This is a genomic window from Candidatus Avelusimicrobium aviculae (assembly GCF_949292495.1).
GTDB lineage: Bacteria > Elusimicrobiota > Elusimicrobia > Elusimicrobiales > Elusimicrobiaceae > Avelusimicrobium > Avelusimicrobium aviculae.
Genome location: NZ_CASEZB010000006.1, coordinates 74,856 through 99,855 on the forward strand (window position 1 = coordinate 74,856; position 25,000 = coordinate 99,855).

Below are 25,000 nucleotides of genomic sequence, written 5' to 3' on the forward strand. Positions count from 1 at the left end.
GGACATGGAATCGCTTAGAGACATACGGCAAAACATCAAGGCCATTAAATCCACGCAGCAAATCATGCAAACCATGAAGATGATTTCCAGCGCCCGCATACGCAAAGCGCAGGAAGCCATGCAAAACGCGCGGCCTTTTGCCCAAAAGATGTTGCAAATGGTGGACGACCTGAAGATGGATATTTTATCCATGCCTGCCGACGGGGAAGAAGCCGAAAGCTGGCCGTCTCGTTTCTTTGTGAACAAAACGGGCAACCCGGACAAAGTAGGCCTTATTTGCATTACGGGGGACAAAGGCTTGGCCGGTTCTTTTAACGCGGTGATTTTGCGCCGCGTGCTGCAGTTTTTAAAAGAGAACCAGGGCAAAGAAATCAAAGTGTTTGCCATCGGCAAAAAAGGGCGTGATTTTTTGGCCCGTTTAAAAATGCCGGGGCTGGAAATTGTATATGAGAGCGTGGGGATATTCCCTAAAGTCACTTACGCCCATGCGGAACTGTTGGGCGAAGCGGTGATGAAGGAATTTTTCCAAAATCATTTGGGGTCCGTCACGCTGATTTACAATGATTTCAAATCCATGGCCAGCCAAAATTTGGTGGCGCAGAAGCTGCTTCCTTTTGATTTTGAGCTCATCCCCAATGAGAAAGAAGAAAGCGATTTTGCTTTTGAGCCGGGTATAAAAGAAATCTTTCAGATTTTGGTCCCCCGTTTGGTAAAAGCCAACATGTACCGGGTGTTGCTGGAAGCCCAAGCGGCTAACTTGGCCGCCACCATGAACGCCATGGACGCCGCCAGCAAAAACGCCGGGGAATTGGTTTCCGCGCTGGGCGTTAAATTAAATAAAGTGCGCCAGGCCGGCATTACCAACGAGATTTTGGACATTGTAAACGGGGCGGAGGCCCTCAACAATTAGTTTATACCACTTACATAGGAAAAGATATGAAAAGCGGAAAAGTAATTCAAATTATCGGTGCGGCGGTGGATATTCAGTTTGAACAAGGCCACCTGCCCGCTATCGAAAACGCCATTGAAATTGAACTGACGCCTGAAAAGAAAATCGTGGCTGAAGTGGCCCAGCAGATGGGTGACGGCATTGTGCGCTGCGTTTCTTTGGAAAGTACCGACGGTTTACAGCGCGGAGCCAAAGCCGTGGATACCGAGGGCCCGTTAAGCGTGCCGGTGGGGGAAGCCTGCCTGGGCCGTTTAATGAACGTGTTGGGCAAACCGCAGGACCAAAAGGGTGAAATTGCCGCCCCCATGCATATGCCCATTCACCGCGATCCGCCTTCTTTGGAAGACCAAAACCCCACGCCGGAAATTTTTGAAACCGGTATTAAGGTAATTGACTTAATCGCCCCGTACATGAAAGGGGGGAAAGTAGGCTTGTTCGGCGGGGCCGGCGTAGGCAAAACCGTATTGATTATGGAGCTGATTAACAACGTGGCGCGTGAACACCACGGCAGTTCCGTCTTTGGCGGCGTAGGGGAAAGAAGCCGCGAAGGGAACGATTTGATGCTGGAAATGACCGAATCCAAACTGTCTGACGGCAGCACCGTATTGGATAAAACCGTGTTGGTATACGGGCAGATGAACGAACCGCCAGGCGCGCGCGCCAAAGTGGCGCTTACCGCGCTTACCCAAGCGGAATATTTCCGCGACGTAAAAGGGCAGGACGTGCTTTTGTTCTTGGACAATATTTTCCGCTTTGTGCTTGCCAACTCGGAAGTGTCCGCCTTGCTGGGCCGTATGCCTTCCGCCGTGGGTTATCAGCCTACGCTTAATACGGAAATCGGCAACTTGCAGGAACGCATCACCTCCACCAAGAAAGGGGCCATTACGTCTATTCAGGCCGTATACGTCCCCGCGGACGATTTGACCGACCCCGGTGTGGCGGCTACGTTTACGCACTTGGATTCCACCTCTGTTCTTTCCCGCCAAATTGCCAGCTTGGGTATTTACCCGGCGGTGGACCCGCTGGATTCCACTTCCCGTATTTTGGATCCGCGCATTATTGGCGAAGAACATTATAATGTTTCCCAGCGCGTGCGCCAAATCTTGCAGAAATACAAAGACTTGCAGGATATTATCGCCATTTTGGGTATGGATGAACTGTCTGACGAAGACAAGAAAACCGTTGCCCGCGCGCGCAGAATACAAAAGTTCTTGTCGCAGCCGTTCTCGGTGGCGGAACAGTTTACGGGCCACCCCGGCAAATACGTTAAACTGGCTGATACCATCAAAGCCTTTAAAGGCATTGCGGACGGCGAATATGACCACATTCCGGAATCCTGCTTCTATATGTGCGGCGGGATAGAGGACGTGCTGGCCAATTATGAAAAAGTGAAAGACAAAGAGTAATTCCCGTATGGCCAAAAAGCTGATTCTAAACCTGATTACGCCGGAAAAACAGCTCATTTCCAATTTAGAGGTGGACATGGTCATCCTGCCCGCCTTTGAAGGGGAAATGGGCGTTTTGCCCCGTCACGCGAAGATGATCGTGCAGCTGGGTATGGGCTCGCTGCGCTATAAACAAGGCGATAAGAAGGAAGAATTCGCCGTTTTGGGCGGGTTTGCGGAAGTATTGCATGATACGGTAAACGTTTTTGCTGAAGGGGCTGCCTTAGCCGATGAAATTGACGCTGAGGAAGAAGCCCAAAAAATCAAACGCGTAAAAGAAAGCCTTTCTAGAAAAGACGCGGATATTGATTTTGAATTGGCGGAAATTGAAATCAAGCAAGCCATTGCCCGCATGAAAGTGAAAAAGAAACATATTTAAGTTTTTGTTTCTGATAAAAAGCCCCGCTTGCCGCGGGGCTTTTTTATGGGGCGTTGGTGCAGTTTATCAGGCATGTGGCGTGCGGGCTTGGTATAATAAACATAACGGCAGGTTGAACAAATAAAAGAGGGTATAACCATGAAAAAACTTTTACTGGTATTTTTTATATTGGCGGCTTTTTGCGCCGGATGGTACGGGGCGTTAACGTATACCAAGCGGTTTTTAACGGGAGAGAATACGGAAATATTGCAAGATCCGGCAACCCTGCGCGAAACGTACGCCCAGCAAGCCGCGGCGGGGGATGCTGCAGCCGCTTATAAATTAGGGGAAATGTATTTAAGTACGCAAGGGGGGGAAGCGGACGCCCAGTCTGCCGTGTCTTATTTCCGTTTGGCCGCCGGAAAAGGCTATTTGCCCGCCCAAAAAGAGTTAGCCCGTTTTTATCAGGAGGGTCTTGCCGGTTTACGGCCCAGCCAAGAATCTTCTTTATTTTGGTGTATGCACGCCGCCCTGCAGGGAGACGCTGACTGCCAAAACCAAATTAAAGAAGCTTTTGCCAAAAACACCCAATTATATGACGCTGTGCTGGCCGCTTTTACGGCCAGTTTGCAGGCGCGTATTGGCAACGGCGCCGCCGCTTTGGAATTAGGGCGTTTGTATGAAGAGGGTTTTTTATCCCCAGACTTGGAGGAAGCCTCTCATTGGTACAGCGTGGCGGCGGAACAGAAAATTCCGCAGGGGCAAGCGCGCTTGGGTTTACTGTATGCGGAGGGAAAAGGCGTAGCCAAAGATGAAGAAAAAGCCCGCGCACTGTTGGCTCCGGCGGCGGAAGCGGGAGATCCGCAGGCGCAGTTATATTGGGGGAAACAAGCCTACACGCAAAGCGAACAGGACGGCGGGCCTGACTATACGGAAGCTTTTAAATGGTTTGCCAACGCCGCCGCACAGGGCAATGTGGAAGCCCAATATTTAACCGGGGTGATGTATATACAAGGGCAGGGGACGGATAAATCCGTTAAAAAAGCGTTGCAATTTTTCAGCCGCGCGGCCGAAGCCGGTTATGCGGACGCCCAATATGTAGTGGGACAAAGTTATTATAAGGGATTGGGCATACGCCAAAATATGAGTGAAGCCCGCAAATGGCTGGGCAAAGCGGCCCAAAACGGCAATCAAGCGGCTCAAGAACGATTGCAGCAGTTGCCTCAGCCTTAAGTTAGTTGGGGGATAATATCCCGGTAAAAGAATACACGCTTATTTCCCGTGTAGCCAAATGATAGCGGTATATTGTTTGGCGGTCACGCCCCAAAGACAGCGTTTTCCTTCAAAAATTTCCTCTATCACAAAGCCGGAGGCGTAAAACGGAGTTTTATATGTATTCGTAGCGTCTCTTAATAAAAAACCGTTCTTTGGGGTTGCGGCAAGGGAGATTCTTTTAATTGGGCGATGGCTTTTTTTTGCGCTTTGGCCGTGGCACGCCGCAAGAAAGAGCGCAGAAAAGCAAGCGGCTGTTGTTGCTGTTTATGTAAAGTAAGTAAGAACCGTTTTAAAGCGGGGTGAGGCGGCTGGGCCTCTAATGCGGAAGCTCCTGTAAGACAGCATGCGGCGGCTAAGGCGGTTAATAGAAGGATCTTTTTTTCCATATCAGCGTAAACTCTCCCGGGAGACGGTTCCATCACTCTGTTTAAAACGGTAGCGCCATGTTTTGCGGTAAGGGTCATAGGCGTCCCCGCGGGAAACAATAACCAGCAGTTCATCCTGCGGGGCAAGCGCGAACAGTTTTTCCAAATGTGCGTAATCTATAAACGGGTTTTGCCGCAATCGTTTGGTCAGCTTTCCGTTTTGTATTAACGAAATTTCTATTATAGCATCCTCAGGGGCAAGCTGGGTAATAGTCACCCCGTTTATTTTTAACGCCGTGCCGGGACTTTCTTGCCCCCGCGCTTTGGCTAACAGTTGTTCCACCCAGGAGCCTGGTATAGCGACGCTGAAAGCGGGCCAGCGCGCGTCCGGGCTGTTGAGTGATTGCAGATCTCTATGCCATTGCGGCTGCTGTGCGTCTTGCAGCGGAAAGGAACTCCCGCAGTGTACGCCGGCCACTTCTCCTTGCGCGTTAAATACGGGGCTTCCGCAATAACCCGCGCGTTTGCCTTTAGGCAGTTTAAAAGCGGTTGTGATATAAGCGGGGTAGGCGGTAAAAACGGTACGCCCGTTTATGGTTTGAAGAACGCCTTTTCCATAGCCGATGGAAAATAAATTCTCCCCGGGTTTTGGAAGCTGTTTGGCCAGTTTTAGCGGCCGCGCGACAGCCGCCGCTTCCGGCGGCAGGCGTATTAAGGCAATATCCGCCCCCTGTATATTTCCGTGAAAAGCCAAATGAGCGCAAAAAGAATACGTTTTGCCGTTTTCATCGGCAAACACTACGGGGAAATCCGGCGGCAGGTATTCCTGCATATGGCGCGCCGTTACGCCCCATAAAGTATTTGTGATAGGATCTTGCACCACGAATCCGCTTCCCCGCATGGGAAAATTAGGGCTTTGGTCTATTAAAAACACGCTGCGGCGGATAGTGCGGTTTGTCCACGCGCGGCTTTTGCGGGCCGCTTGCCGCACGGCGCGCATAGTTTGCTGTTGGGTATAATAAGCCAGCCGGTTGGCTGCTTTTTGCAGGGAAAGGCGTTGCTGGGCGTGGGCCGGCAATGCCCCTAACGCGGCGCAAAATAAAAAAATAAAAAAAATCTTTAATTGCATACGGTCTCCTCACTAACGTCTGTTATGCCGCTGTTTAGGTCTGTTACATATGTGCGCCGCAGGCAGGTTTTATCCGCCCGGGGAGCCGATTGCACCATTATCATAATCCCTTGTATGTTGGGATGGTCAAACGTTTCACGCAAATTCAGTTCGTTTAAAAAAGGTTCTTTGTCCGCCAGCCAAAGAGGCTCGCTTTGGAGAAGATTGTCTGAGTTGGAATAAAAGACAGTAATGTTTTCTATATGTTCGTTTACATCTATTTCCGCCACGGTAAGCGAATCCCATAATATGGGGCGTTTGAAAGAGCCTCCTTGGTGGTAAGCGCGCACCAAATCTCCCAGTAATCGGGCAGGAACGGCAAAACTAACGCGTTGGGAATAGTTGTTTACGGGCCATAAATTTTGTCCTTTTGGCAAAAGGGAGGGCCGGTGAGGGGGAAAATCTTCAGTTAAGGATCCGCAATGTAACCCCACCACTTCCCCTTGCGCGTTAAGGAGAGGACTTCCGCAAAATCCGGCCCGTTTATGGCGTTCTAATGTGTATGAAGTGGTAATAAGCGATGGATTTAGTATTTTCACTTTCCGGTTTGGGGAGAGGGAAGGCTCTTGGCGGGCATATCCCACGGCTGAAAGCGTAGCCCAGGGGACGACTTTTCTTTCGTTTAAAGAGAAAGGTTTTACAAATTCTAAAAATTCGGCGGTCGGTTCAAAGCGTATAAGCGCCGCGTCCAGCCTAAACGATGTCCCGCGCAGCAACAGTTCCGCGCGCACGGTAAGCGGTTTTTTCCCGTTGAGGAATACAACGTCAAATTTTTCTCCTTTGGCTAATGAGACGGGTGTAATATGCGCGGAGATAAAACCAAAAATTTTCTGCTCCGCTTGATCATTTGTTTGAAACACAAATCCGCTTCCCGCTACGGGCATTTTCCAAGAAGGTTTAATATAAAATACGGAATGCTGCCAAGGTTGGGCCTCGGCGGCTTTGCGTGAAAGGCGTTTGTTTAATGTATTTACCGCTGCGGCAATTTTGGTGCGGGTTTTTGCAGACGTTTGGGAAAGGGTTTGCGTTGCCGTTTTGATTTTTTTCGGCCAACCCCCGCCCGCATATAAAGGCTGCGGGCAAGTGAAAAATAAAACCGTGCACAAAAAACATGGGGTAAAAATACGTATCATTTTATTTTCCTAACGCGAAAAGAAAACGGCGGTTTTCCGGACAAAGTTCTTGTTTGTTTTTCAACACGGGCCGTTTTAAAATTTACAATATACTCAATAATTTGTTTTTCTTGTTCGGCAGGGTCATAAACGGTTACCAATAATCCGTCCGCTCCGGCTGTTGTTAAGAAACGTTCCAAGCGGGTTGGGTCTACAAACGGTCCGCCGTTGACGGCTTGTTCCAAACGGTTATTTTTAATAACCGCCACCTGCATAATATGTTGATGCGGCAGCAAAGCTCCTATAAAAATATTTCCGGCTTTCAAGGGTATTCCCCGGTATTGGCCCAGCCGGTATTGGGCCAGCAAGTCCGATATGTGTTGGACGGGCACGGCTAGGCTGACGTCCGGCGCCGGCATTTTTAATTTTTTAAAATCGCTTCTCCAAGCGGCATGGTGTTCTTGCAAATCGCTGCCGCAATGTACGCCTATTACTTCATTTTGGGCGTTAAGTAAAGGGCTCCCGCAATAACCCCTTCTGGGGGTATGGCGCATCTCATAAGAAGTTACCAGCCGAAAGGGATTTGTTTCTAAAAGCTCGCGGTTTTGCACCTGTTTAAATACGCCAGCCGCATACCCTATGGAAAAGGTTTTCTCCCCCGTTTTGGGCGTCTTTCGGGAGATGGATAAAGGTTTTACCCACTCCGCCGCCTGCGGCGGAAGAAGCAGTAACGCAATATCCGCCCCATCCCGGTGCCCTTTTACAACGGTTGCGGCGTCAAAGCCCATGGGCTGCTCGTCTATCATAAACATCATAAAAGGGGCTTCATACGCGTCTATTAGGTGCGCCGCCGTTACGCCCCACAAAAAAGATTTTCCGTTAAACCGCTCTTCAATGACAAAGCCGGTTGCGGGGGCGGGGTTTGTATCGCTTCCCACAATAAAAAGGGAACGTTGGGCTTGGTTGCGCAAAGCCGCTTTGCGCGCGGCGGCTGTATGGCGTGTTAAAGAGGATACCGCTTTTTGCGCGGTTTGTTGGGCGTTGGTCCCGGCGGACGCTGTTGTTTTAAGGGAGAACTTTTTTGCCAGTTTTTGTGCCGCAGCATTCTTTTGCGCTTGGGAAGAAATTCCTAAGAGCAGCAATAAAAGACAAACGGCGAAAGGCAAAAAACGTTTCATATTAATGTTTCGTTACGGTTCGGTTACATCCACTGTGTAAAATAGATGTTGGGAACGATTTATATTCACTTCAATGTCTGTTTGTTGCGCTCCCTGCGTGGCCCGGGCAAAGGGAACAGTGCTTGGTTTTGCCTCGGAATACAGCGTTTTTGGGCTGTGCTGCGCACGGCAAGGCCCACGCGCAAGAGCAGATTAGGGCTGAAAACCGAAAGCAGTTCATATATAAATTATCTGTTTTTTATAAGCACTCTTCCAGGGCCCTTGGACCCACAAAACGCTGGGTCTTTAGGCCTGAAAAAACGCGCCGTTTCGCGGCGCGTTTTAATTGGTTGGGCGTGTAATTATAAATTAGGATACAGCGGGAAAGCCTCTAAAAAGCGTTTTACCCGCTGGGCGATATCTGCCAGCAGCGCCTCATCCTGCGGGTGGGAAAGCGCTTCATCAATAAAAGCGGCTATTTGGGCCATGTCTTTTTCTTTCATGCCGCGCGTGGTAACGGCCGGGGTACCCAAGCGAAGCCCGCTGGTGACAAAGGGTTTTTCCGGGTCAAACGGAATGGTGTTTTTATTGGCGGTAATGCCGGCTTTGTCCAAGGCGGCTTCGGCCGCTTTGCCGGTAAGGCCTTTGGAGCGCAAGTCTAAACACATGACATGGCTGTCCGTTCCGCCCGCCACCAAACGATATCCGCGGTCTTTAAGTTGTTTGGCCAGTTCGGCGGCGTTTCGTTTTACTTGGTGCTGGTAGGCTTTGAATTGCGGGGTTAACGCTTCGCCGAAGCAAACAGCTTTGCCGGCGATAACGTGCATCAGCGGCCCGCCCTGTACGCCGGGGAACACGGCCGAGTTAATGGCCTTGGCCAACGCTTCTTTGCATAAAATCAGCCCGCCGCGCGGCCCGCGCAACGTTTTATGGGTTGTGGTGGTAACCACGTCCGCATACGGAAAAGGATTGGGATATTCTCCGGCGGCGATGAGGCCCGCGTAGTGGGCCACGTCGCACACTAAATACGCCTTGCAGGAATCGGCAATTTCGCGCAGGCGTTTCCAATCAAATATGCGGGAATAGTTGGAGGCTCCCGCCAAAATCATTTTGGGTTTATGCTCCAGGGCCAGTTTGGCGGCTTCGTCATAATCCAGTTCTTCCGTATCGGGGCGCACGTTCATGGCCACAATGTGATATAACTTGCCGGAAAAATTGAGCGGGTGCCCATGGGTTAAATGTCCCCCGTGGGACAGGTTCAGCCCCAGCACGGTGTCCCCAGGCTGAAGCAGGGCCAAATAGACGGCCATGTTAGCCTGCGCGCCGGAGTGCGGCTGTACGTTGGCGTGTTCGGCGCCGAATAATTTTTTGGCGCGTTCAATAGCCAGGTTTTCCACAATATCCACATTTTCACAGCCGCCGTAGTAACGTTTGGCGGGGTAGCCTTCCGCGTATTTGTTGGTAAGCACGCTTCCTTGGGCCTGCATGACGGCTTGGGAAGTAAAATTTTCCGAGGCGATCAGCTCCAGCTTATTGCGCTGGCGGCTTAGCTCTTTGGCAACGGCGTCGTAAACGGCGGGGTCTGTTTGCTGTAAAAATTCGTACATAAAAACTCCTTTTGGGGCGGGTGTAAAAACCCGCATGAAAAAAGTTAGATTTTCCCTATGAAAATCCCGTATAATTTAATATAATTTACTAAATAATTAAGTAAAAATAAAATAGCGCGTGATTTGCGTAAAAAATCAATACAAAAATCCAGTAATGAGGTGTTAAAAAAATGGCAAAATTAACAAAAAAAGACTTTCTGAAAGCAACCATCAAACACATTGACTTGAAAAAATACAATGTGGTTCCCATGGTGGAAGCTTTTGAAAGTATGGCTTACGCTTCCCGCGAAGTGGCTAGAGCAAGCAAAATCTACAATATGATGCTTTCCGACAAAAAATGCTCCGTTATTTTGTGCATTGCCGGGTCTTTGGTATCTGCAGGTCTTAAAAAAGTAGTGGTGGATATGATTCAAAACAACATGGTGGACGCCATTGTTTCCAACGGCGCCAACATTGTGGACCAAGACTTCTTTGAAGCGTTGGGTTTTAAACATTATATAGGCACTCCGCATAACGCCGACGACAACTTGCTGCGTGACTTGCATATTGACCGCATTTATGACACCTATATTGACGAAGACGAACTGAAAGTTTGCGACGAAACCATCCACAAAATTTGCAACACGCTGGAGCCCCGCCCCTATTCTTCCCGCGAATTTATTTGGGAAATGGGCAAATGGCTGGAGAAAAAAGGCAAAGGCAAAGATTCCATTGTTTACAACGCTTATAAATACGGCGTGCCGGTGTTTGTTCCCGCGTTTTCTGACTGTTCCGCCGGGTTTGGTTTTGTAGCCCATCAGACCGAACACCCCACCGCCCATGTTTCTATTGACAGCGCCAAAGATTTCCTGGAATTAACCAAAATTAAAATCAAAGCCAAAGAAACGGGGCTTATGATGTTCTCCGGCGGGGTACCGAAAAACTTCGCCCAAGACACCGTGGTGGCCGCCGAAGTGTTAGGCGCCGATTCCCCCATGCATAAATACGCCGTGCAAATCACCGTGGCGGACGTGCGCGACGGGGCGCTCTCCGGTTCCACGCTTAAAGAAGCTTCCTCTTGGGGTAAAGTTTCCACCGCTTTGGAACAAATGGTTTACGGGGAATGCACCACGCTGATCCCGCTTATCATCGGTTACGGTTATCACAAAGGCGCTTGGAAAAAACGCAAAGCCGCCAATTATGTAAAATTCCTGCAGGAAGAAGACAAAAAAGTGGCCGCGTTAAAAGCCAAAGAAGCCAAAGCTAAAAAATAATGAGCTTTTACCGTCTGTTTGCTGTTCTGTTAATACTGGTCTGCCCGTGTGCGTTATGCTACGGGCAGCTCAGTTTTTCAGGCGTAAACGGAGAGAAAGGCTACGCCGCCCTGCGCGGCGAATATAAGCTGGATTTAGACAACGGTTTTATCCTCACGCCCGATTACGGCTATTACCGCCGAAGCGACAAAGAAGAAGACGAAGCCGGTTCCACTTCCCGTTACGGCTTAACGGTATTGTATGAGCTAAACGATAAAACCGCTTTTACGGCAACCGGGCGCTGGGTGCCTATTACACTGGGGTTTCAAAGCGTGTCTTACCAGGCGGGGGTCAGCTGGAAGCCTTTTTACCGGTATGGTATCATTAAAGAACCGGTGTTGGATTTTGCCGCTGGACAAACGCGTTATGATGTTTATTCGGATCACGCTGGGCGCAGGCTGCCTGCGAAATTTGCCACGGTGGAAACATTTGCCCAAGGGGCGGCTGCCGGTTGGCTGGGGCCTTTGCAGTTGCGGGCCGTCTACCAGAAAGTGATAAAATATAGTAGCCAACCTCCGTACGGCGTAACCGCCAACTGGGCGGATATCCCGTTTATGGTAGCGGTGATACAGGGTTTTGTAAAAGAAACAACCGGCGCGCGCATAAGCTACCCCACCCGCTGGATTACGCCTTATGCGTCTTGGGTGCGTTATAAATACGCCGGGAAAAGAGATTTTGCCGTAGCGGTAAGCGGCGGCTTGGCCCTGCATTTTTGGGATATGGATTTCCGGGGCGGGGTGGAAATATTTGAACCAAAACGGGAAGAAACGCGCAAAACGTATTTTTCCATGTCCGTAGAAGCTAAATTTTAAGGAGATTGCCATGTCTGAATTGGAACTGCATTGTAAAATAGATGAACAGCGTTTTTCTTTAGCCCTGTTTTTAGGCCGCCTGCTTACCGGACTGTCTTTATTATACGTTACGGTAGGCTGTTTGCTTTTTTACCGGGAGTTTGTTTATAACATTACCGCGCTTCGGGTTCCGTTTTCCGTAACGGTGGGTTTTGTGTTGGTGGTGTTGGAAATTTTTTGTGCGCTGTTTTTAATTTTAGGTTGGTTTACCCGGTGGGCGGCTGCGGTGGCGTTTGTCAGCAGCGCGGCCTGCGCGTGGGTGTTTTTCGCGGGGGATTTGAATAAAATTTTTGTGGCGCTGTGTGTGCTGTTAGCCACGCCGCTGTTGATGGTGTCTATGTTGGGGCCGGGGCGTATTAGTTTGGATTTCCGCTGGGCCCAGCGCCGTTTGAAGAAAAAAAGAAGAGGTTAATGTTATGGAAATGTTTGACGAAAGCAATAAATACGTTAGTTTAGCCAATAAATACCGCCCGCAAACGTTTGAAGATATGGTAGGGCAGGAAAGTATTTCCAAAACATTAAAAAATGCGCTTAAGTTGGGGCGCATAGCGCACGCCTATTTGTTTTACGGTCCGCGCGGCTGCGGCAAAACCACTACGGCGCGCATATTGGCCAAAGCGTTAAACTGTACGGGGGAGGGCCGCACCAAACCCACGGACGAACCGTGCGGGAAATGCCCCCAGTGTTTAGAAATTGCCCAAAGCAGTGATTTGGATGTGTTGGAGTTGGACGCCGCCAGCAACACCCAAGTGGAAAAAGTGCGTGAGGCGATTATAGATACGGTGGCGTTGGCCTCTTCCAGGGACCGTTTTAAAGTATTTATTTTAGATGAAGTACACATGCTTTCCACCAGTTCTTTTAACGCGCTTTTAAAAACCATAGAAGAACCGCCTTCCCATGTGGTGTTTATTTTAGCCACTACCGAAAAGCACAAAGTGCCCGCCACCATTGTCAGCCGCTGCCAAACGTTTCGTTTCCGCCCGATTACGGTGGACGAAATTGCCAACCATTTGTTGGATTTATCCGGCGCGGAAAATATTGATTTAACCCCCGGCGCGGCGCGCATTATTGCCAAAAACGCCGGCGGCGCCATGCGTGACGCGTTGACACTGCTGGACCGGGCCATCGCCTATTCCGGCGAGCGTATAGATGAAAAACTGGTGGGGGAAATGTTGGGGCTTACGCCCGACGAACTCATTTCCCAAGCCGTAACCGCGCTGGCGGATAAAAACAACGCCGCCTTGCACCAGGTGTTTGAAACCTTAAAAAGCGAGGGGTTTGACGCCAATTCTTTTCTAAAAGATTTAAAAAACGCATTGGGAGATTTGTTTTACTTTGCCCTGGGCCAAGGTAACGAGCCTTTTGAGGGGGCCAAACAAATTACGGGGCGGGTTTCCCCCGGGTTTTTGGCTTCTTTATCCCGTAAAGTAAACAAGCTGATTGAAGAGGTTAAATTTTCTGATAATACCCTGGTCAGCGCGGAAGTGGGCCTGTTTACCGTTATGGACAGTTGTTTGGATATAGAAAACTTTGTGCGCCGTTTGGAAGCGCTGGAGAGAGGGGAAACCCTCCCGCCCGGCTCCGGTACGGGGTCCGGCCCGGCTGTGGAAAGGGGCTCCTCCGCCAAACCGGCGCAAGTCTCCTATAAACCGCCCATGCAGGCCGCGGCGGCCCCGGCGGAAACAAAAAGAACGACGGAAGATTTTTCTAAAGGGGATGAGTCCGTGTCTTCTTTGTTGGCGCAAGAACCCGCCTCCCCTGAGCCGGCGCCTGCCTCTGCTCCGGCCGAGCCCTCCCCCGTGCTGACGGATAACCAAGCGTGGGAGGCGTTATTAACGCAATTTGCCAAAAGCCCGCTGGTGTATGACGTGATGACCAGCTGTTCCGTTCAATTTGCGGACGGTACCTGGACGCTTTCTTTTGGCCCCGGTAAAGAATTTTACCGTATTCCCGCCCAAAGCAAGCTGGCGGAATTGGAAGCGGCGGCTTTTAAAATTTGCAAAAGAAAAATCAAAATTGTGCTGGCTTCCAATGCCGCCAAATCCGCGGTAAAAAAAGAATCTCCCTCTGCCGCAAAAACTGCCGTGCGGGAAAGCAAACCCGACGCGGCGCCCGCGGCGCAGGCCCTTAGCCAAGAGGAGCCTTTTGTAAAAGGGGATTTTTCCGCCGATGCCCAGCCCTCCGCCCCACAGCAAGCGCCGGAAGAATTAAAAGATTTATTTAGTATTATCCCCGGGGAGCTAATGGCTTAATATGAAAAGCTTGGAAAGACTGGTCCGCGCGTTTCGCAGACTGCCCGGGGTGGGCCCCCGGCAGGCGGAGCGTTTTTCCGCTTATTTTTTGCGCGCGTCCCAAGGGGAAACGGAAGAATTTATTTCCGCTTTATTGGCGTTAAAGGAAGATGTAAAACTTTGCTCTTCCTGTTTTGCGTATTGTGAGGGGGACGTGTGCGAAATCTGCGCCGACCCGGACCGCCAGCAAGACGTGATTTGCGTGGTGGAAGACCCCCAGGATATTGAATCCATAGAAAAAACCGGCGCATACAAAGGGTTATACCATGTGCTGCACGGCGCCATATCCCCCATGGAAGGGCGCGGCGCGGACCAAGTAAAAGTAAAAGAATTGTTAGACCGCGTACAGCATGCCACCACTCCCATTAAAGAGGTCATCATCGCCACCGACCCGGACAGCGAAGGCGAAACTACCGCCCTTTATTTGGCCGATTTGCTGCGCGGCCTGGTGGATAAAATAACCCGCATCGGCTACGGCGTGCCGCTAGGGGGGGATATTGATTATATTGACGAAATGACGCTGGGCTATTCCCTCAAAGGCCGAACAAAACTCTAATGCATCCTTCCGCCTATAAACGCCCGCTTTTGTGGGCGTTAATTTTATATATCATTGGGTTGTTTTTATTTTATCACCCGGCGCCCAAACCGGGGGATGCTTCTTTTTGGGTTTCTAAAGAAGAAGTAACGCTAGAAGGGCGTGTGGAAAATTTTTCCGTTTCCAAAAAAGAATACTATAACGCCATTGTACGCGTATTGCGCATAAACGGCGCACCGGCTAAAGGCCGCGTGTTTGCCCGCGTAAAATATACCTGCCCGCAATGGAAAGACCAAATCCTCCTGCAAGGCAAATTAAAACGCCCCTATAATGTGGATTTGTTGGGCAATTTTGCCTGGGGGGATTATTTGGCTTTAAAAGGAGTGTTCGCGGAGATACGCTCTTCTTCCTTACAGGTAGTAAAGCCGGCGCCGTGGCCATACCGCGCCCTTCGCACAGTAAGGGAAAGCATTTTGCACACGCTGGACAGCCGTTTTTCCCCGCAGTTGGCTTCCATAGCCGGCGGGGTTATGCTGGGGGAACGGGGCAATATATCCGAAGCTTTGTATGAAGATTTTCAAGACAGCGGCGCCGTTCATTTGTTAGTGGCGTCCGGCGGCAATGTGGGTTTTGTTACGTTAATGGCGTTTGCTTTTTGTTCTTTATTTGGGCTCAGCCGTAAAAAAACCGTACTTATTGCTTTGGCCGCCGCCGGATTATATACGTTAGCCGCCGGGGCGGACGCGCCTTTGGTGCGCGCTTATTTTATGGCGCTGTGCGCGTGTATGGGTTTTTTGTTAAACCGTAACAGCGGCGTGTTTCAGGGGCTTATTACCGCGTGTTTTATTATTTTGCTTGCAACGCCCGGCGCTTTGTTTGAAACCGGTTTTCAAATGTCTTTTTTGGCTACGCTGGCTATTATTCTTTGTTTGAACTTTTGGAAAATTCCGCCCGTGTGGCCCAAACCCGCCCGGTTTTTTACGCAGATTTTTTTAGCCACGCTTTCCAGCCAGTTGGCGTTGTTGCCTGTTTTTACCAATGTTTTTTATAAAGTATCCGTTACCGGGTTGATTTCCAATATGCTGTTGGTGCCGTTGGCTTCGGCGGTTATGGGAGTTGGCTTTTTGTTTTACCTGTTTGATTTGTGCCACTTGGGTTTTTTGCTGCAAGGGGTGTTGGGCGGCCTGTTATGGGTGTTTCAAAAACTGGTGGAATTTTTTGCCTCTTTGCCGTTGGCGTCAGTTCCCGGCGCCGCTTGGGGTGGCGGATGTATTGCCGCGTACTATTTGGTTTTGTTTTGGCTGTTTCATTTTCCTTGCAAACCATTTGCCAAAAAAATAATGCCTTTTTGTTTGGCGGGTGCGGCGGTATGTCTGGCGGCGCAGGGCTGGTATTCTATGCGAACGCGGGTGTGGGTGCTGAGGGAATGGAACCAGTCCGTTGTATTGGTACGCACTTGTGACGGGCAAAATTTGTTGTTTGGCACGGGTATAAACGCGCCCAGTTTGGCGCATGCCGTGTTAAAAAGCGGGAGTACCCGCCTAGACGGGGTTTTTGTGACGCGCTATGATAAAAAAGAACAACAAAACGCGTTGGAATTAGCCCAAGAGTTTGAGGTAGCTCAAACCGTTTATGCACGCGCGGGCGAGGCTTGGCCGTCCGATACGTGGACGTTTGGCAACAGCGCGGTAAAAGCCATTTGGGGGAAGCATAGCAGCCGTACAAATGGGGAATGGGAACAACCCGGCTACAGCGGCGCAAAAGGGGAAACGCTTTCTTTTGAGGTCCAGTCCTGCGGGAAAACCTTGGTAATAGGGGCGGGGCAATTTTTTGTGCAAACGCCCCAGGGGCCGGTACAAAGCGTGCGCAACGGAACGGTTTCTGTTGCCATTTAAGCTATAATAGAAAAAAGAGGAAGACTTTTTATGACAGAACAAGAACTGCAAGAACACAAACGTTTTTTAACGCGCGCCATAGAGTTGGCGGCCCAAAACATGCAAACCGGCAAAGGCGGACCGTTTGGCGCGGTGGTGGTGCGCAACGGGGAGATTGTGGCCGAAGGTTTTAACCAAGTTACCTCCGCCAATGACCCTACCTGCCATGCCGAGGTGGACGCCATACGCAAAGCCTGCAAAAAATTGGGAACTTTTGAGTTAAAAGACTGCGTGATTTATTCCTCTTGTGAGCCGTGCCCCATGTGTTTGGGGGCTATTTACTGGGCCCGCCCCAAGGCCTTGTATTTCGCGGCGGACCGCTACTGCGCCGCCAAACACGGCTTTGATGACAAGTTTATTTATGATGAAATCCCTCTCCCGGCGGATAAACGCACCATTCCCACCGTACACATTGTATTAGACGGAGCGGAAACCCCCTTTGAGGTGTGGAGCGCGCGTACGGATAAAATAACTTATTAATTTGTTTATCAGCTTGCATGGGCCTATTAGTGTATAGGCCCATTTTTTTGTGCGTATAGGTCTAACGGCCCTGGTGGGGTGGGCGGGAAACAAGTAACATAATAATATAGGCTTTTGCCGCATCATAAAAATTTAACAGAAATATATTTAAGCAAAAAGAATGAAAACAATACTCTTTTTATTTTGTATTTTTCTCCCGGCCATGCTTTTCGGGCAGACGTGGCAGCAGGCGGTGGATAAAGCGCTGGGCCAATCTGCTAAAAAGGCCAGTATTTCTTTGCAAAAGAGCAAAACGCGCTTAAAAGCTCTAAACCAAACGCTGGAAAAAGAAGCCCATATGCGTAAAGTTTTAGATATCTATTATGCACCCGTTACGCCGTATTCTATATCTGATGTTTATCAGACATTGGCCGTTGCTTGGGCCGGCGCAAGCAATAAATTAAACATTATTCATCGCATCATAAGGGAAAGGCAGCTCAATTTTCTTCGCAAAAATGACCAAAAACTGCAAACGGAAATTTCAGTGTTGCCCTTTAGCCAAGCTGCAGATATGGCCCGGCGGATCGGGCCGGATACCCAATACGTTTTTTTAGGGGAAGAGCATTACTTGGAGCAGTCTCGCACGCTGGTGCTGCAGGTGTTGCAAAATTATCAGCTGCGCTATCCAGGGAAGAAAATTATTTTTCTTACGGAAAGCGTAAGAGACAGCGGGGTGTCCGGTGTGGAAGTGTTTTCTAAAAAGGGGGCGGAGGCGGAGTATTCTCCGTTAATGCGGAAAATTAGCGCGCGCGGAATTATTGTGGCTGGGTTGGAAGAGAACCCCAAAACAGATACTTTTTATGTTCAAAATGAGCATTTAATAAAAGGAGCCGTGGCTTCGCAAGGGATACAAGTGCGTAACCTCCATTGGGCAAAACGCATCAAAGAGTGGCGGGCTAAATATCCCCATGCGGTGTTTTTTATTTATACCGGGGCCAACCATTGTGTATATGATATGCCAAGTTCTTTGCCCAATCTGTTGGGAGCCCAAAAAACATATGTAAGTATCATGCAGACGGCGCGTTCTTTGTCTTTGTCTTTTTTTCACGCTTGGACTAAATTTAAATACGCCAACCCGGGTTTACTGTTGTTTAAAAACAAAACTTGGGCCCGGCACATAGGATTTGACGAGCAAATCATTTTCCCCCAATAACCAAACCCCTGCTTGGCAGGGGTTTTTATTATGTTTAGCCGTGGCAAATATATTATAAACCGGGCCTTCGCTCTCACGGCTTGCGTTTTAGTGGCAGTCAATCCCCGTCATTTTTTCTTCTTTAAACAGGGCGCGTAGTTAGAGCGCTACCGGCAGATTCCCTTTAGCGGCGCGTTTTCCAAGCAAAATTTCCGCCGCTGTTTGTTGGAAGGCGTCCAAAGGGCAAAAAGCGTGCAGGGTGCTTTGCACTTCTTGTTGTAAATCCAAGGCGGCAAACGGGCTCCCCAGGCACACCAACACGCTTTGAGAGTGTTGTTTTATTTCCTTACGCGCCAAAGCCAGCTCCTGTTCAGACAAATTAATATGTCCTTTAAAAGATTTGTAATTGGATAAAGAAAGCAGAACCAGCGTGTCCGCCCCGTGGGATACCACGTTCACACCCTCTTGTTTGAGGGTTTCTTCAAATACGGCAAAACCCCGTTGTTCCTGATCTCCCAGCGCAAGCAGTTTTATTTTATTTTCTTTGTTTAATGTTATTTTCCCCGTTTGTACGCAGGCCGCCTGGGCCGCGCGCTGATTAAAGGTGGAAAGTGTTTCTAAACTCCCGCCGGAGCGCGCCGCCAGGCGTTTGGCTTGCTGGCAAAGAGCGTCTATTTGCGCGCAGGCTTCTTGCACAATAGCGGGGTTTGCCGGGTTTTTATGCAGAAAATCCAACAAAGAAACCGGGTCATTCATCGCCAGCAAGATATGGCTTCCCGCCAGCAGGGCTTTTATGGCGGTTTGTTTTTCATCCCCGATGGCGCGCATCAGTAAAGCGTCCGTCAGCACGCAGCCTTTCCAGCCTAATTGGTTTTTAAGCAGCTGCGTCTGTATGGCGGGGGAGAAAGAAGCCGGGTTCTGCGGGTCTAATGCGGGAAGCAGCAAATGCCCCGTCATTACCCCGTGCGTATGTTTAAACAGTTCAATAAAAGGGATTAATTCATGCTGGTTTAATTGGGCCAATGTCCGGTGCAGTACGGGCATGGCCAGATGGGAGTCCGTCTCCGTTTGCCCGTGCCCCGGGAAATGTTTTAAACAGTTTAACGCCCCGCCTTGGGTTAAGCCGCTTATAAACGCGCGCGCTAGGCGGGTGACTGTTTGCGTGTCCGCCGCAAAGGCCCGCGCGTTTACAATGGGATTTTTGGGGGTATCCGCCAGGTCCAGCACCGGGGCGAAAACCCAATCTATATCCAGTTGGCGCGCCTGCAGGGCGGTTAGGAGGCCTTTTTCAAACGCCAAGTTTTCGTCCCCGGCGGCGCCCAGGGCCAAGTTGGGGGCCAGGCGCGGCGCGTCTTTTACCCAGCGGCCCAGGCCGTCTTCATAATCGGCGCAGATAAGTATTTTTTCTAGGGGGGAGGCCCGGCGCACCCTTTGCGTAAATTGTTTAATTTGCGCCAGCGTGCCGCCGTACAAACAAAAACCGCCCACGCCTACGCGCGCCAATTCTTCGGCAAAGGAAATGTCTTGCCGGTCAAACCAAAACCCGGGGAAAACCAAACGGTTTATTTGCATAAAGTGATTTTTCCTAACACGGCGTTTTTACGCGCCCCGGTGGCGCGGGCGCAATGATTGGTGCGTCCGTTTAAGGCTTCAAAAGCCATGACCGCAAACGCGGCGCTTTCTTTGGCTAACGGGTGGAGCCCGTCCTGCTGGGTTGTGTATATTTGCGCGCGCGGGTTTAAGCGGCGCAAGTTTTCCAGCAGGGTTGCATTATAAGCGCCCCCGCCGCATACGGCTATTTTGCCGCGCGCCGGTTTGGGCAAAAACGCCAGCGCCCGCGTGATAGCGGCGGCCGTAAATAAATTAAGCGTAGCCAGCGTATCTTGCGCGGAGGCCTCTCTTACATATTTTTGCAAAAAGGGTTGCCCAAAGGTATTTTTGTCTAAACTCTTGGGCGGGCGTTTGGTGAAATAGGGCAGTAAAAGCCATTGTTTTACCAGTTTTTCATCCGCTTTGCCTTTGGCGGCGCACGCGCCGTTTTTATCAAACGGGCGGTGCAGGGTTTGCTGGCAGAACAAATCCATCAGCGTATTGCCGGGGCCGGCGTCAAACCCGGTGGTTTTTATACCGCGTCCCACGGCGGTTACGTTGGAAATGCCCCCTATGTTTACCACCGTGCGCGGGGCCCGTTTGCCCCATAAAAAAGCGTCAAAAAAAGGAACCAGCGGCGCGCCCTGCCCGCCTAAAGCCATGTCTTTGGGGCGGAAGTCGCTTACCACCGGCGCGTTTAGCGCGCAGGCTAAAAAAGAGGGCTCTCCTATTTGCAAGGTGTTGGGGTTTTTGTCCTGCGGGCCGTGGTAAACGGTTTGCCCGTGGGAACCAACCACGCAAATTTGTTTGGCGCAAAGGCCGCTTTGGCGTAAAAATTTCTGCGCCAAGCGCGCGTATAAGCGGCCCAGTTCAAAATCTAGTTCGCTTAACTGAGGGGCATTAAACGTAAAAGCGTTTAATAATTTATTTTGTAACTCCGGCGGGTAAGGGTAATTTTTAAAGGCCAATACGCTAAACGGACGAACGGTAACGGCGCAAATGGTTAAACCGTCTGCGCTGGTGCCGCTCATGAGCCCCAAAGCGATGTTATTTTTCATGCAGTACCTTGCCTAAAAACCCACGGGATTTTTTAAGTAATTTTTCTGCGGCGGCTTTATCCACCTGTTTGCAGATCATCACACAGGCCGTTTTTACCTGATTGCCGGAAAGGGTTAAATACCGGGCGGCTGTTTTTTCGTCCGTATGGGCAATTTGCATAATCAGGCGCGTGGCGCGCGCCAGTAATTTTTTGTTGGTGGGGCGTACATCCGCCATTAAATTGCCGTACATTTTGCCGCATAAAGCCATGGCCCCGGTGGTAATGGCGTTAAGCGCCATTTTGGTGGCGCTGCCGGCTTTCATGCGGGTGGAGCCGGCCAGCGCTTCCGGGCCGGTGGGCAGGAAAAGGGCGATATCGGCAGAGGAAAAATCCGCCTTGGGGTTGCAGGTAAGCAACGCGGTTTGAGCTCCCAGCCGGCGCGCTTGTTCCAGCGCGCCCAGCACATAGGGCGTTACCCCGCTGGCGGTAAGACCGATAACAAAATCCCCCGCGCGGGCTTTGGCTTGCACATCTTTGGCTCCTTGGGTGCGGTTGTCCTCCGCCCCTTCTTTGGCGCGGAACATGGCGTTTTTTCCGCCGGCTATGATTCCGATGATTTGGGAAGGTTTTGTGCCAAACGTGGGCACGCATTCTGCCGCTTCCAATACGCCTAAACGCCCGCTGGTGCCGGCCCCTATAAAAATAATTTTATGCCCGTTCATAAACGCTTGCGCGGCGGCGCGTATAGCTTGGGAAATGGGTTTTGCCGCCTGTTTCACGGCGCGGGCGGCGTTGAAATCCTGCCCGTTTATTTTACGGGCGATTTGAAGCGGTGTCATTTGGTCCAGCCCGGCCGTTTGCGGGTTGGCGGCTTCCGTGGCCATTGTATAAAGAGAAGTGTTTTCTTTTTTCATATTAATCTGCGTCTTGTAAACCAATCGCGCGGGAGCGGAAATGTTTTTCCGTGTCCGTTAACGTTTTTATTTTCCCGGTAAGGGGAACCACCGCCAGCGTTACCAAGCTAAGCAGGCTGGCCGCCCAAAAAAAGGTTTCATAGCCAAAATGGGTTTGCAGCCAGCCCGAAAGCATAGACGGCACCATCATCCCCAGCGCCATAATCCCGGTGGATATGGCATAGTGGGAAGTTTTATATTCGCCTATAGATATATACATAATAAACACATTAAACGCCATTAAAGCAAGCCCGTTTCCAAAATGTTCCAAGGTAATCAGGGCCGCCGTTACGCTTAAACCCGGTTTTGCCCAAGCCATATACGCATAAAAAAAGTTGGGCAAGATTAAAATAACGGCAAACGGCCAAATGCATTTTTTAAACCCGTATTTGCCCAGAAGCCAGCCTCCGGCCAAATTGCCGGCGATAACGGCACCCAGCCCCAATGTGCCTTTAATAAGGCCGTAATTTTGCAGGCTCACCCCCATGGCCCCCTCTTGCGCCCCGCGCAGCAAAAAGAGCGGAACGGTCTTTTCCAGCAGGGCATCCCCCAGGCGGTACAACAAAATAAAAAGCAAAATATACACAATATTTTGTTGGGTAAAATAGGTTTTAAAAGAGGCGTTCCAGGCGTTTTCTTTGGGGGGTTGGGCGGGGCGGTCCGAAGCGGGTTTGGGCAAAACGCGTTGGTGGTATAGTGCGCCGAGCGCAAATAATACCGCCAAAAACAAAAACAGCAGCGCCCAGTTATAAGGCCAAGGGACGGTAAGGCAAACGCTCTCTTTCCCGGGTTTTACCAACGCGCCGGCGGCCGCCACCAAAATACCGCTGCCAAAAATCATGGCCAAGCGGTAAAAAATAGTGCGTATGCCTACAAAGTAAGACTGTTCCTGCGGGTTTAAAGTCAGCAGGTAGTATCCGTCCATGGCGATATCCTGCGTGGCGGATACAAAGGCTCCCGCCAAAAAACCAAAAAGAGATAAAGAAAGGAAGTTTAAATTATTGACCTCCTGCGCGTGGGAGAAAGCGTTCCAGGCATTTAGCGCGGCCAAAAATAAAAAAACAGCCGCCAACGTTATTTGCGCCCCCAGCAGCCAGCGGCGTTTGGTAGAGCGGGAATCTACCAGCGGACTCCAAAACATTTTTAAAATCCAAGGAAGGTAAAGCCAGCCGGTCCAAAAAGCGATTTGGGTATTGGAATAACCTAAATCCGCATACAGTACGGCGGAAACCGTATTAATAATAATATACGGCAATCCCTCTAAAAAATATAAAGAGGGAACATAAGCCCAAGGGGAAACTGGATTTTTGGTTTTCATTTAAACACCAGCAAACGGCCGGCCAAGCAGTCTGCCAGTGGTTTGGTGGTGGCGTGGCGTTCCAAAATCATTTTGGCGATAGCCGTCATCGGCACGGCCAGCAACGCGCCCATAATGCCCCATACCAGCGCCCAGAAAATCAAGCAAGCGATAACCACCAGCGGGTCTAAGTCCATGCCTTTTCCCAGCCATTTGGTTTCTAAAATATTGCCTATAATGAAATGGGCCGCCGTCAGCAAACATAAGGCCAGCACCATGTGCCAGTCAAACCCGTATTGTAAGAACAGAACGGGAGTGGGCAAAATGGTGGAGATAAACGGGCCAATATTGGGGATAAAGTTTAAAATAAACGTAAGGATGGCCAACATGCCGGCCAGTTCGCTCCCTACCAGCAAAAGTACAATCCAAGTAGCCAGTGCCGCTAAAATGGAAACGAAAATTTTAATAATCAAATAGTAAGAAATTTGTTTTTGTATGGTGCTGACCAGGGTGGGTTTGTCTGTAGAGGCGGATGCTTTCCCCATAAAAATAAAGATAACAAACAAACAAATAAGTACGGTGTTGGTAACAAAAGAAACCAAACCGCTGCCGAAGCTTCGTACCATATTAAATACCGGCAGCTTGGCTATATTGTCAGACAGAAACTGGGAATTTAAATTAATGCCGTATTTTTGAGCGGTTTGCAGGGCCCATTCTAACGTGTCGTTTAATTTTTCGGTATAGATGTCGGCTCCGTTTACGAAAGTTTCAATAGAGTTGGAAACAAATAAAATGGCTAAAGTGGCCATTCCCAAAAAACACAGGGCACAGGCGATTAGACCCAATATGTAGGGAACCTTCCAGGTATGTTTCATCCAGCCGGCAACCGTGTTGGCTACGATATAAATAAAAAACGCAATAACAAACGGCATGACGATGGTTTTAGTATATACTAATACCGCGGTTAACGCCGTGCCGGCCAATATCATCAGACAAATATTGTTAATGGGGGCGTAAATGTCCCCGGATTTTTTTTCTGCCATAGGGGTTCCTCTTGTCATATTAATAATATAGTAGCAAAAAACGGCTTTTTTCAATATATATTTTATGAGGCTTGGTTTTGTTGCCGCGGCAAATAATTTAGTTTTCAAACAGCTTGTAAATTGTTATAATAAATATATCTTTTTTGGGCAGTTGGCGCAGCGGTAGCGCGTCCGCCTCACACGCGGAAGGTCACAGGTTCAAATCCTGTACTGCCCACCATTTATTCACCGTCCGGTTCTTATTCCGGGCGGTTTTTTATATATAAAGAACAAAACCCTTCCCCCGCATAATGGGTATATTTTGATATACTATTTATACACCCCAAGCGGGTATTTTATTACGCGGAGGAGCCTGTATAAGTATGGATTGGAGTTTGCTGGTAAACGCTTTTATTGCTACCGTGGCTATTTTAAACCCTATCGGTAACGTGCCGGTGTTTTTGGAACATGTGGAAAACGACGAGCTAAAAGTGCAGCGCATGGTGGCGCTATTGATGGCTTTATCTATTTTTATTATGCTTACCATGTTTTTTATCTTCGGCAGCAAAATACTTTCTTTATTTGGCATTACCATACCGGCGTTCCGCTTAGCTGGGTCCATTATTTTGCTGTTGGTGGGGCTGCGCATGTTGCAGGGTAAATCTAAATTTGAAAGCAACGGGATTGAAACCGCCTCCCAACAAGGCAACACCTTTGACCGCGCCCGCAACCGTTTAAGCCATATTTTGGTACCGGTAGCCATGCCGCTGTTTATAGGGCCCGGTTCCATTGCTACCGTTATTTTGTATGCGGAAAAGACGACCTCTTTCCCCATGGCGGTGATGATGATTTTTGTGTTGTTTTTATGTTCTGTGCTTGTGGGGTGCGCGTTGGTGGCTTCCCGTTATATTTTTAATAAAATAGGCCCCAACGGCACGCAAATTGTCATCCGTTTTATGGGGATGATTTTGTGCGCTATCGCCATGCAGTTTATGATTGACGGCATAGGCCAGTTGCTGCCCGGTGTGTTGGATTCACACTTTTTGGGCAGTTTGGCTTCTTCGTCCGCCGCATAAGTTTTTGCTCAGTTTGCCAAGGCGGCCCGTTGC

The 25,000-nt window shown here is 49.8% G+C and carries 23 protein-coding genes and 1 tRNA gene; 14 read left to right on the forward strand and 10 right to left on the reverse strand.

What is annotated here, in order from left to right:
- Positions 1-4 precede the first annotated feature (4 nt).
- The 4 genes from atpG (at position 5) to ACQY33_RS01650 (ending at position 3,985) form a co-directional block, all read left to right on the forward strand.
- The gene (gene atpG, locus ACQY33_RS01635) at positions 5-910 is read left to right on the forward strand and encodes an ATP synthase F1 subunit gamma (protein WP_428073416.1); all 906 of its coding nucleotides are present in this window, start codon (positions 5-7) and stop codon (positions 908-910) included.
- Positions 911-936: 26 nt separating this feature from the next.
- Positions 937-2,355, forward strand: coding sequence for a F0F1 ATP synthase subunit beta (gene atpD, locus ACQY33_RS01640; RefSeq protein WP_428073417.1), 1,419 nt, complete (start codon positions 937-939; stop codon positions 2,353-2,355).
- A 7-nt stretch (positions 2,356-2,362) separates the two neighbouring features.
- The gene (gene atpC / locus ACQY33_RS01645; protein ID WP_428073418.1) at positions 2,363-2,773 is read left to right on the forward strand and encodes an ATP synthase F1 subunit epsilon; all 411 of its coding nucleotides are present in this window, start codon (positions 2,363-2,365) and stop codon (positions 2,771-2,773) included.
- A gap of 138 nt (positions 2,774-2,911) precedes the next feature.
- Positions 2,912-3,985, forward strand: a complete 1,074-nt coding sequence (locus ACQY33_RS01650; protein WP_428073419.1) for a tetratricopeptide repeat protein — start codon at positions 2,912-2,914, stop codon at positions 3,983-3,985.
- 176 nt (positions 3,986-4,161) lie between these two features.
- Here ACQY33_RS01650 and ACQY33_RS01655 read toward each other — a convergent pair whose 3' ends face one another.
- The 5 genes from ACQY33_RS01655 to glyA all read right to left on the reverse strand — a co-directional run bounded on the left by ACQY33_RS01655 (position 4,162) and on the right by glyA (position 9,436).
- Complete coding sequence (locus tag ACQY33_RS01655) at positions 4,162-4,413, reverse strand: hypothetical protein (protein ID WP_428073420.1); 252 nt, start codon at positions 4,411-4,413, stop codon at positions 4,162-4,164.
- 1 nt (position 4,414) lies between these two features.
- Entirely contained in the window at positions 4,415-5,521 is a 1,107-nt protein-coding gene (locus ACQY33_RS01660) for a S1 family peptidase (protein ID WP_428073421.1), read from the reverse strand.
- Positions 5,512-6,693: a hypothetical protein gene (locus ACQY33_RS01665; RefSeq protein ID WP_428073422.1), complete on the reverse strand. Its 1,182-nt coding sequence runs from the start codon at positions 6,691-6,693 to the stop codon at positions 5,512-5,514. The genes ACQY33_RS01660 and ACQY33_RS01665 overlap by 10 nt, the downstream gene beginning before the upstream one ends.
- On the reverse strand, positions 6,690-7,850 hold the full coding sequence (locus ACQY33_RS01670; RefSeq protein ID WP_428073423.1) for a S1 family peptidase: 1,161 nt from the start codon (positions 7,848-7,850) through the stop codon (positions 6,690-6,692). Before ACQY33_RS01670 ends, ACQY33_RS01665 begins: the two co-directional genes overlap by 4 nt.
- Positions 7,851-8,191: 341 nt before the next feature.
- Entirely contained in the window at positions 8,192-9,436 is a 1,245-nt protein-coding gene (glyA, locus tag ACQY33_RS01675) for a serine hydroxymethyltransferase (RefSeq protein ID WP_428073424.1), read from the reverse strand.
- Between the two features lie 170 nt (positions 9,437-9,606).
- On the opposite strand from glyA, the gene ACQY33_RS01680 reads away from it, so the two are divergent.
- From ACQY33_RS01680 to ACQY33_RS01715, 8 genes are all read left to right on the forward strand, one after another.
- A complete protein-coding gene (locus ACQY33_RS01680) occupies positions 9,607-10,689 on the forward strand; it encodes a 1,9-bis(guanidino)-5-aza-nonane synthase (protein WP_428073425.1) in 1,083 nt (360 codons plus the stop codon).
- Entirely contained in the window at positions 10,689-11,540 is an 852-nt protein-coding gene (locus tag ACQY33_RS01685) for a hypothetical protein (RefSeq protein WP_428073426.1), read from the forward strand. The genes ACQY33_RS01680 and ACQY33_RS01685 overlap by 1 nt, the downstream gene beginning before the upstream one ends.
- Positions 11,541-11,550: 10 nt before the next feature.
- The gene (locus tag ACQY33_RS01690; RefSeq protein ID WP_428073427.1) at positions 11,551-11,991 is read left to right on the forward strand and encodes a DoxX family protein; all 441 of its coding nucleotides are present in this window, start codon (positions 11,551-11,553) and stop codon (positions 11,989-11,991) included.
- A 4-nt stretch (positions 11,992-11,995) separates the two neighbouring features.
- Complete coding sequence (gene dnaX / locus ACQY33_RS01695; protein WP_428073428.1) at positions 11,996-13,831, forward strand: DNA polymerase III subunit gamma/tau; 1,836 nt, start codon at positions 11,996-11,998, stop codon at positions 13,829-13,831.
- A gap of 1 nt (position 13,832) precedes the next feature.
- Complete coding sequence (recR, locus tag ACQY33_RS01700) at positions 13,833-14,426, forward strand: recombination mediator RecR (protein ID WP_428073429.1); 594 nt, start codon at positions 13,833-13,835, stop codon at positions 14,424-14,426.
- The gene (locus tag ACQY33_RS01705; RefSeq protein ID WP_428073430.1) at positions 14,426-16,300 is read left to right on the forward strand and encodes a ComEC/Rec2 family competence protein; all 1,875 of its coding nucleotides are present in this window, start codon (positions 14,426-14,428) and stop codon (positions 16,298-16,300) included. Before recR ends, ACQY33_RS01705 begins: the two co-directional genes overlap by 1 nt.
- A gap of 30 nt (positions 16,301-16,330) precedes the next feature.
- A complete protein-coding gene (locus ACQY33_RS01710; RefSeq protein WP_428073431.1) occupies positions 16,331-16,819 on the forward strand; it encodes a nucleoside deaminase in 489 nt (162 codons plus the stop codon).
- A 160-nt stretch (positions 16,820-16,979) separates the two neighbouring features.
- On the forward strand, positions 16,980-18,011 hold the full coding sequence (locus ACQY33_RS01715; protein WP_428073432.1) for a hypothetical protein: 1,032 nt from the start codon (positions 16,980-16,982) through the stop codon (positions 18,009-18,011).
- Positions 18,012-18,149: 138 nt separating this feature from the next.
- On the opposite strand, the gene ACQY33_RS01720 is transcribed toward ACQY33_RS01715, so the two are convergent.
- Genes ACQY33_RS01720 through ACQY33_RS01740 form a run of 5 tightly spaced genes read right to left on the reverse strand, consistent with a single transcriptional unit; the run spans position 18,150 to position 23,912 of the window.
- Complete coding sequence (locus ACQY33_RS01720; RefSeq protein ID WP_428073433.1) at positions 18,150-19,562, reverse strand: glycoside hydrolase family 3 N-terminal domain-containing protein; 1,413 nt, start codon at positions 19,560-19,562, stop codon at positions 18,150-18,152.
- Positions 19,553-20,638 carry an anhydro-N-acetylmuramic acid kinase gene (locus ACQY33_RS01725; RefSeq protein WP_428073434.1) on the reverse strand — a complete coding sequence of 362 codons (1,086 nt, stop codon included), beginning with the start codon at positions 20,636-20,638 and terminating at the stop codon, positions 19,553-19,555. Before ACQY33_RS01725 ends, ACQY33_RS01720 begins: the two co-directional genes overlap by 10 nt.
- Complete coding sequence (gene murQ / locus ACQY33_RS01730; RefSeq protein ID WP_428073435.1) at positions 20,628-21,533, reverse strand: N-acetylmuramic acid 6-phosphate etherase; 906 nt, start codon at positions 21,531-21,533, stop codon at positions 20,628-20,630. Before murQ ends, ACQY33_RS01725 begins: the two co-directional genes overlap by 11 nt.
- A 1-nt stretch (position 21,534) precedes the next feature.
- Positions 21,535-22,890, reverse strand: coding sequence for an MFS transporter (locus ACQY33_RS01735; protein ID WP_428073436.1), 1,356 nt, complete (start codon positions 22,888-22,890; stop codon positions 21,535-21,537).
- Positions 22,887-23,912 (reverse strand): AI-2E family transporter, encoded by a 1,026-nt coding sequence (locus ACQY33_RS01740; protein WP_428073437.1) that lies wholly within the window; start codon positions 23,910-23,912, stop codon positions 22,887-22,889. The genes ACQY33_RS01735 and ACQY33_RS01740 overlap by 4 nt, the downstream gene beginning before the upstream one ends.
- A gap of 145 nt (positions 23,913-24,057) precedes the next feature.
- Between ACQY33_RS01740 and ACQY33_RS01745 the strand changes: the two genes are divergently transcribed.
- Both ACQY33_RS01745 and ACQY33_RS01750 read left to right on the forward strand, forming a co-directional pair.
- Positions 24,058-24,132 (forward strand) — tRNA-Val (locus ACQY33_RS01745).
- Positions 24,133-24,274: 142 nt separating this feature from the next.
- Positions 24,275-24,967: a MarC family protein gene (locus ACQY33_RS01750; protein WP_428073438.1), complete on the forward strand. Its 693-nt coding sequence runs from the start codon at positions 24,275-24,277 to the stop codon at positions 24,965-24,967.
- Positions 24,968-25,000: the final 33 nt, after the last annotated feature.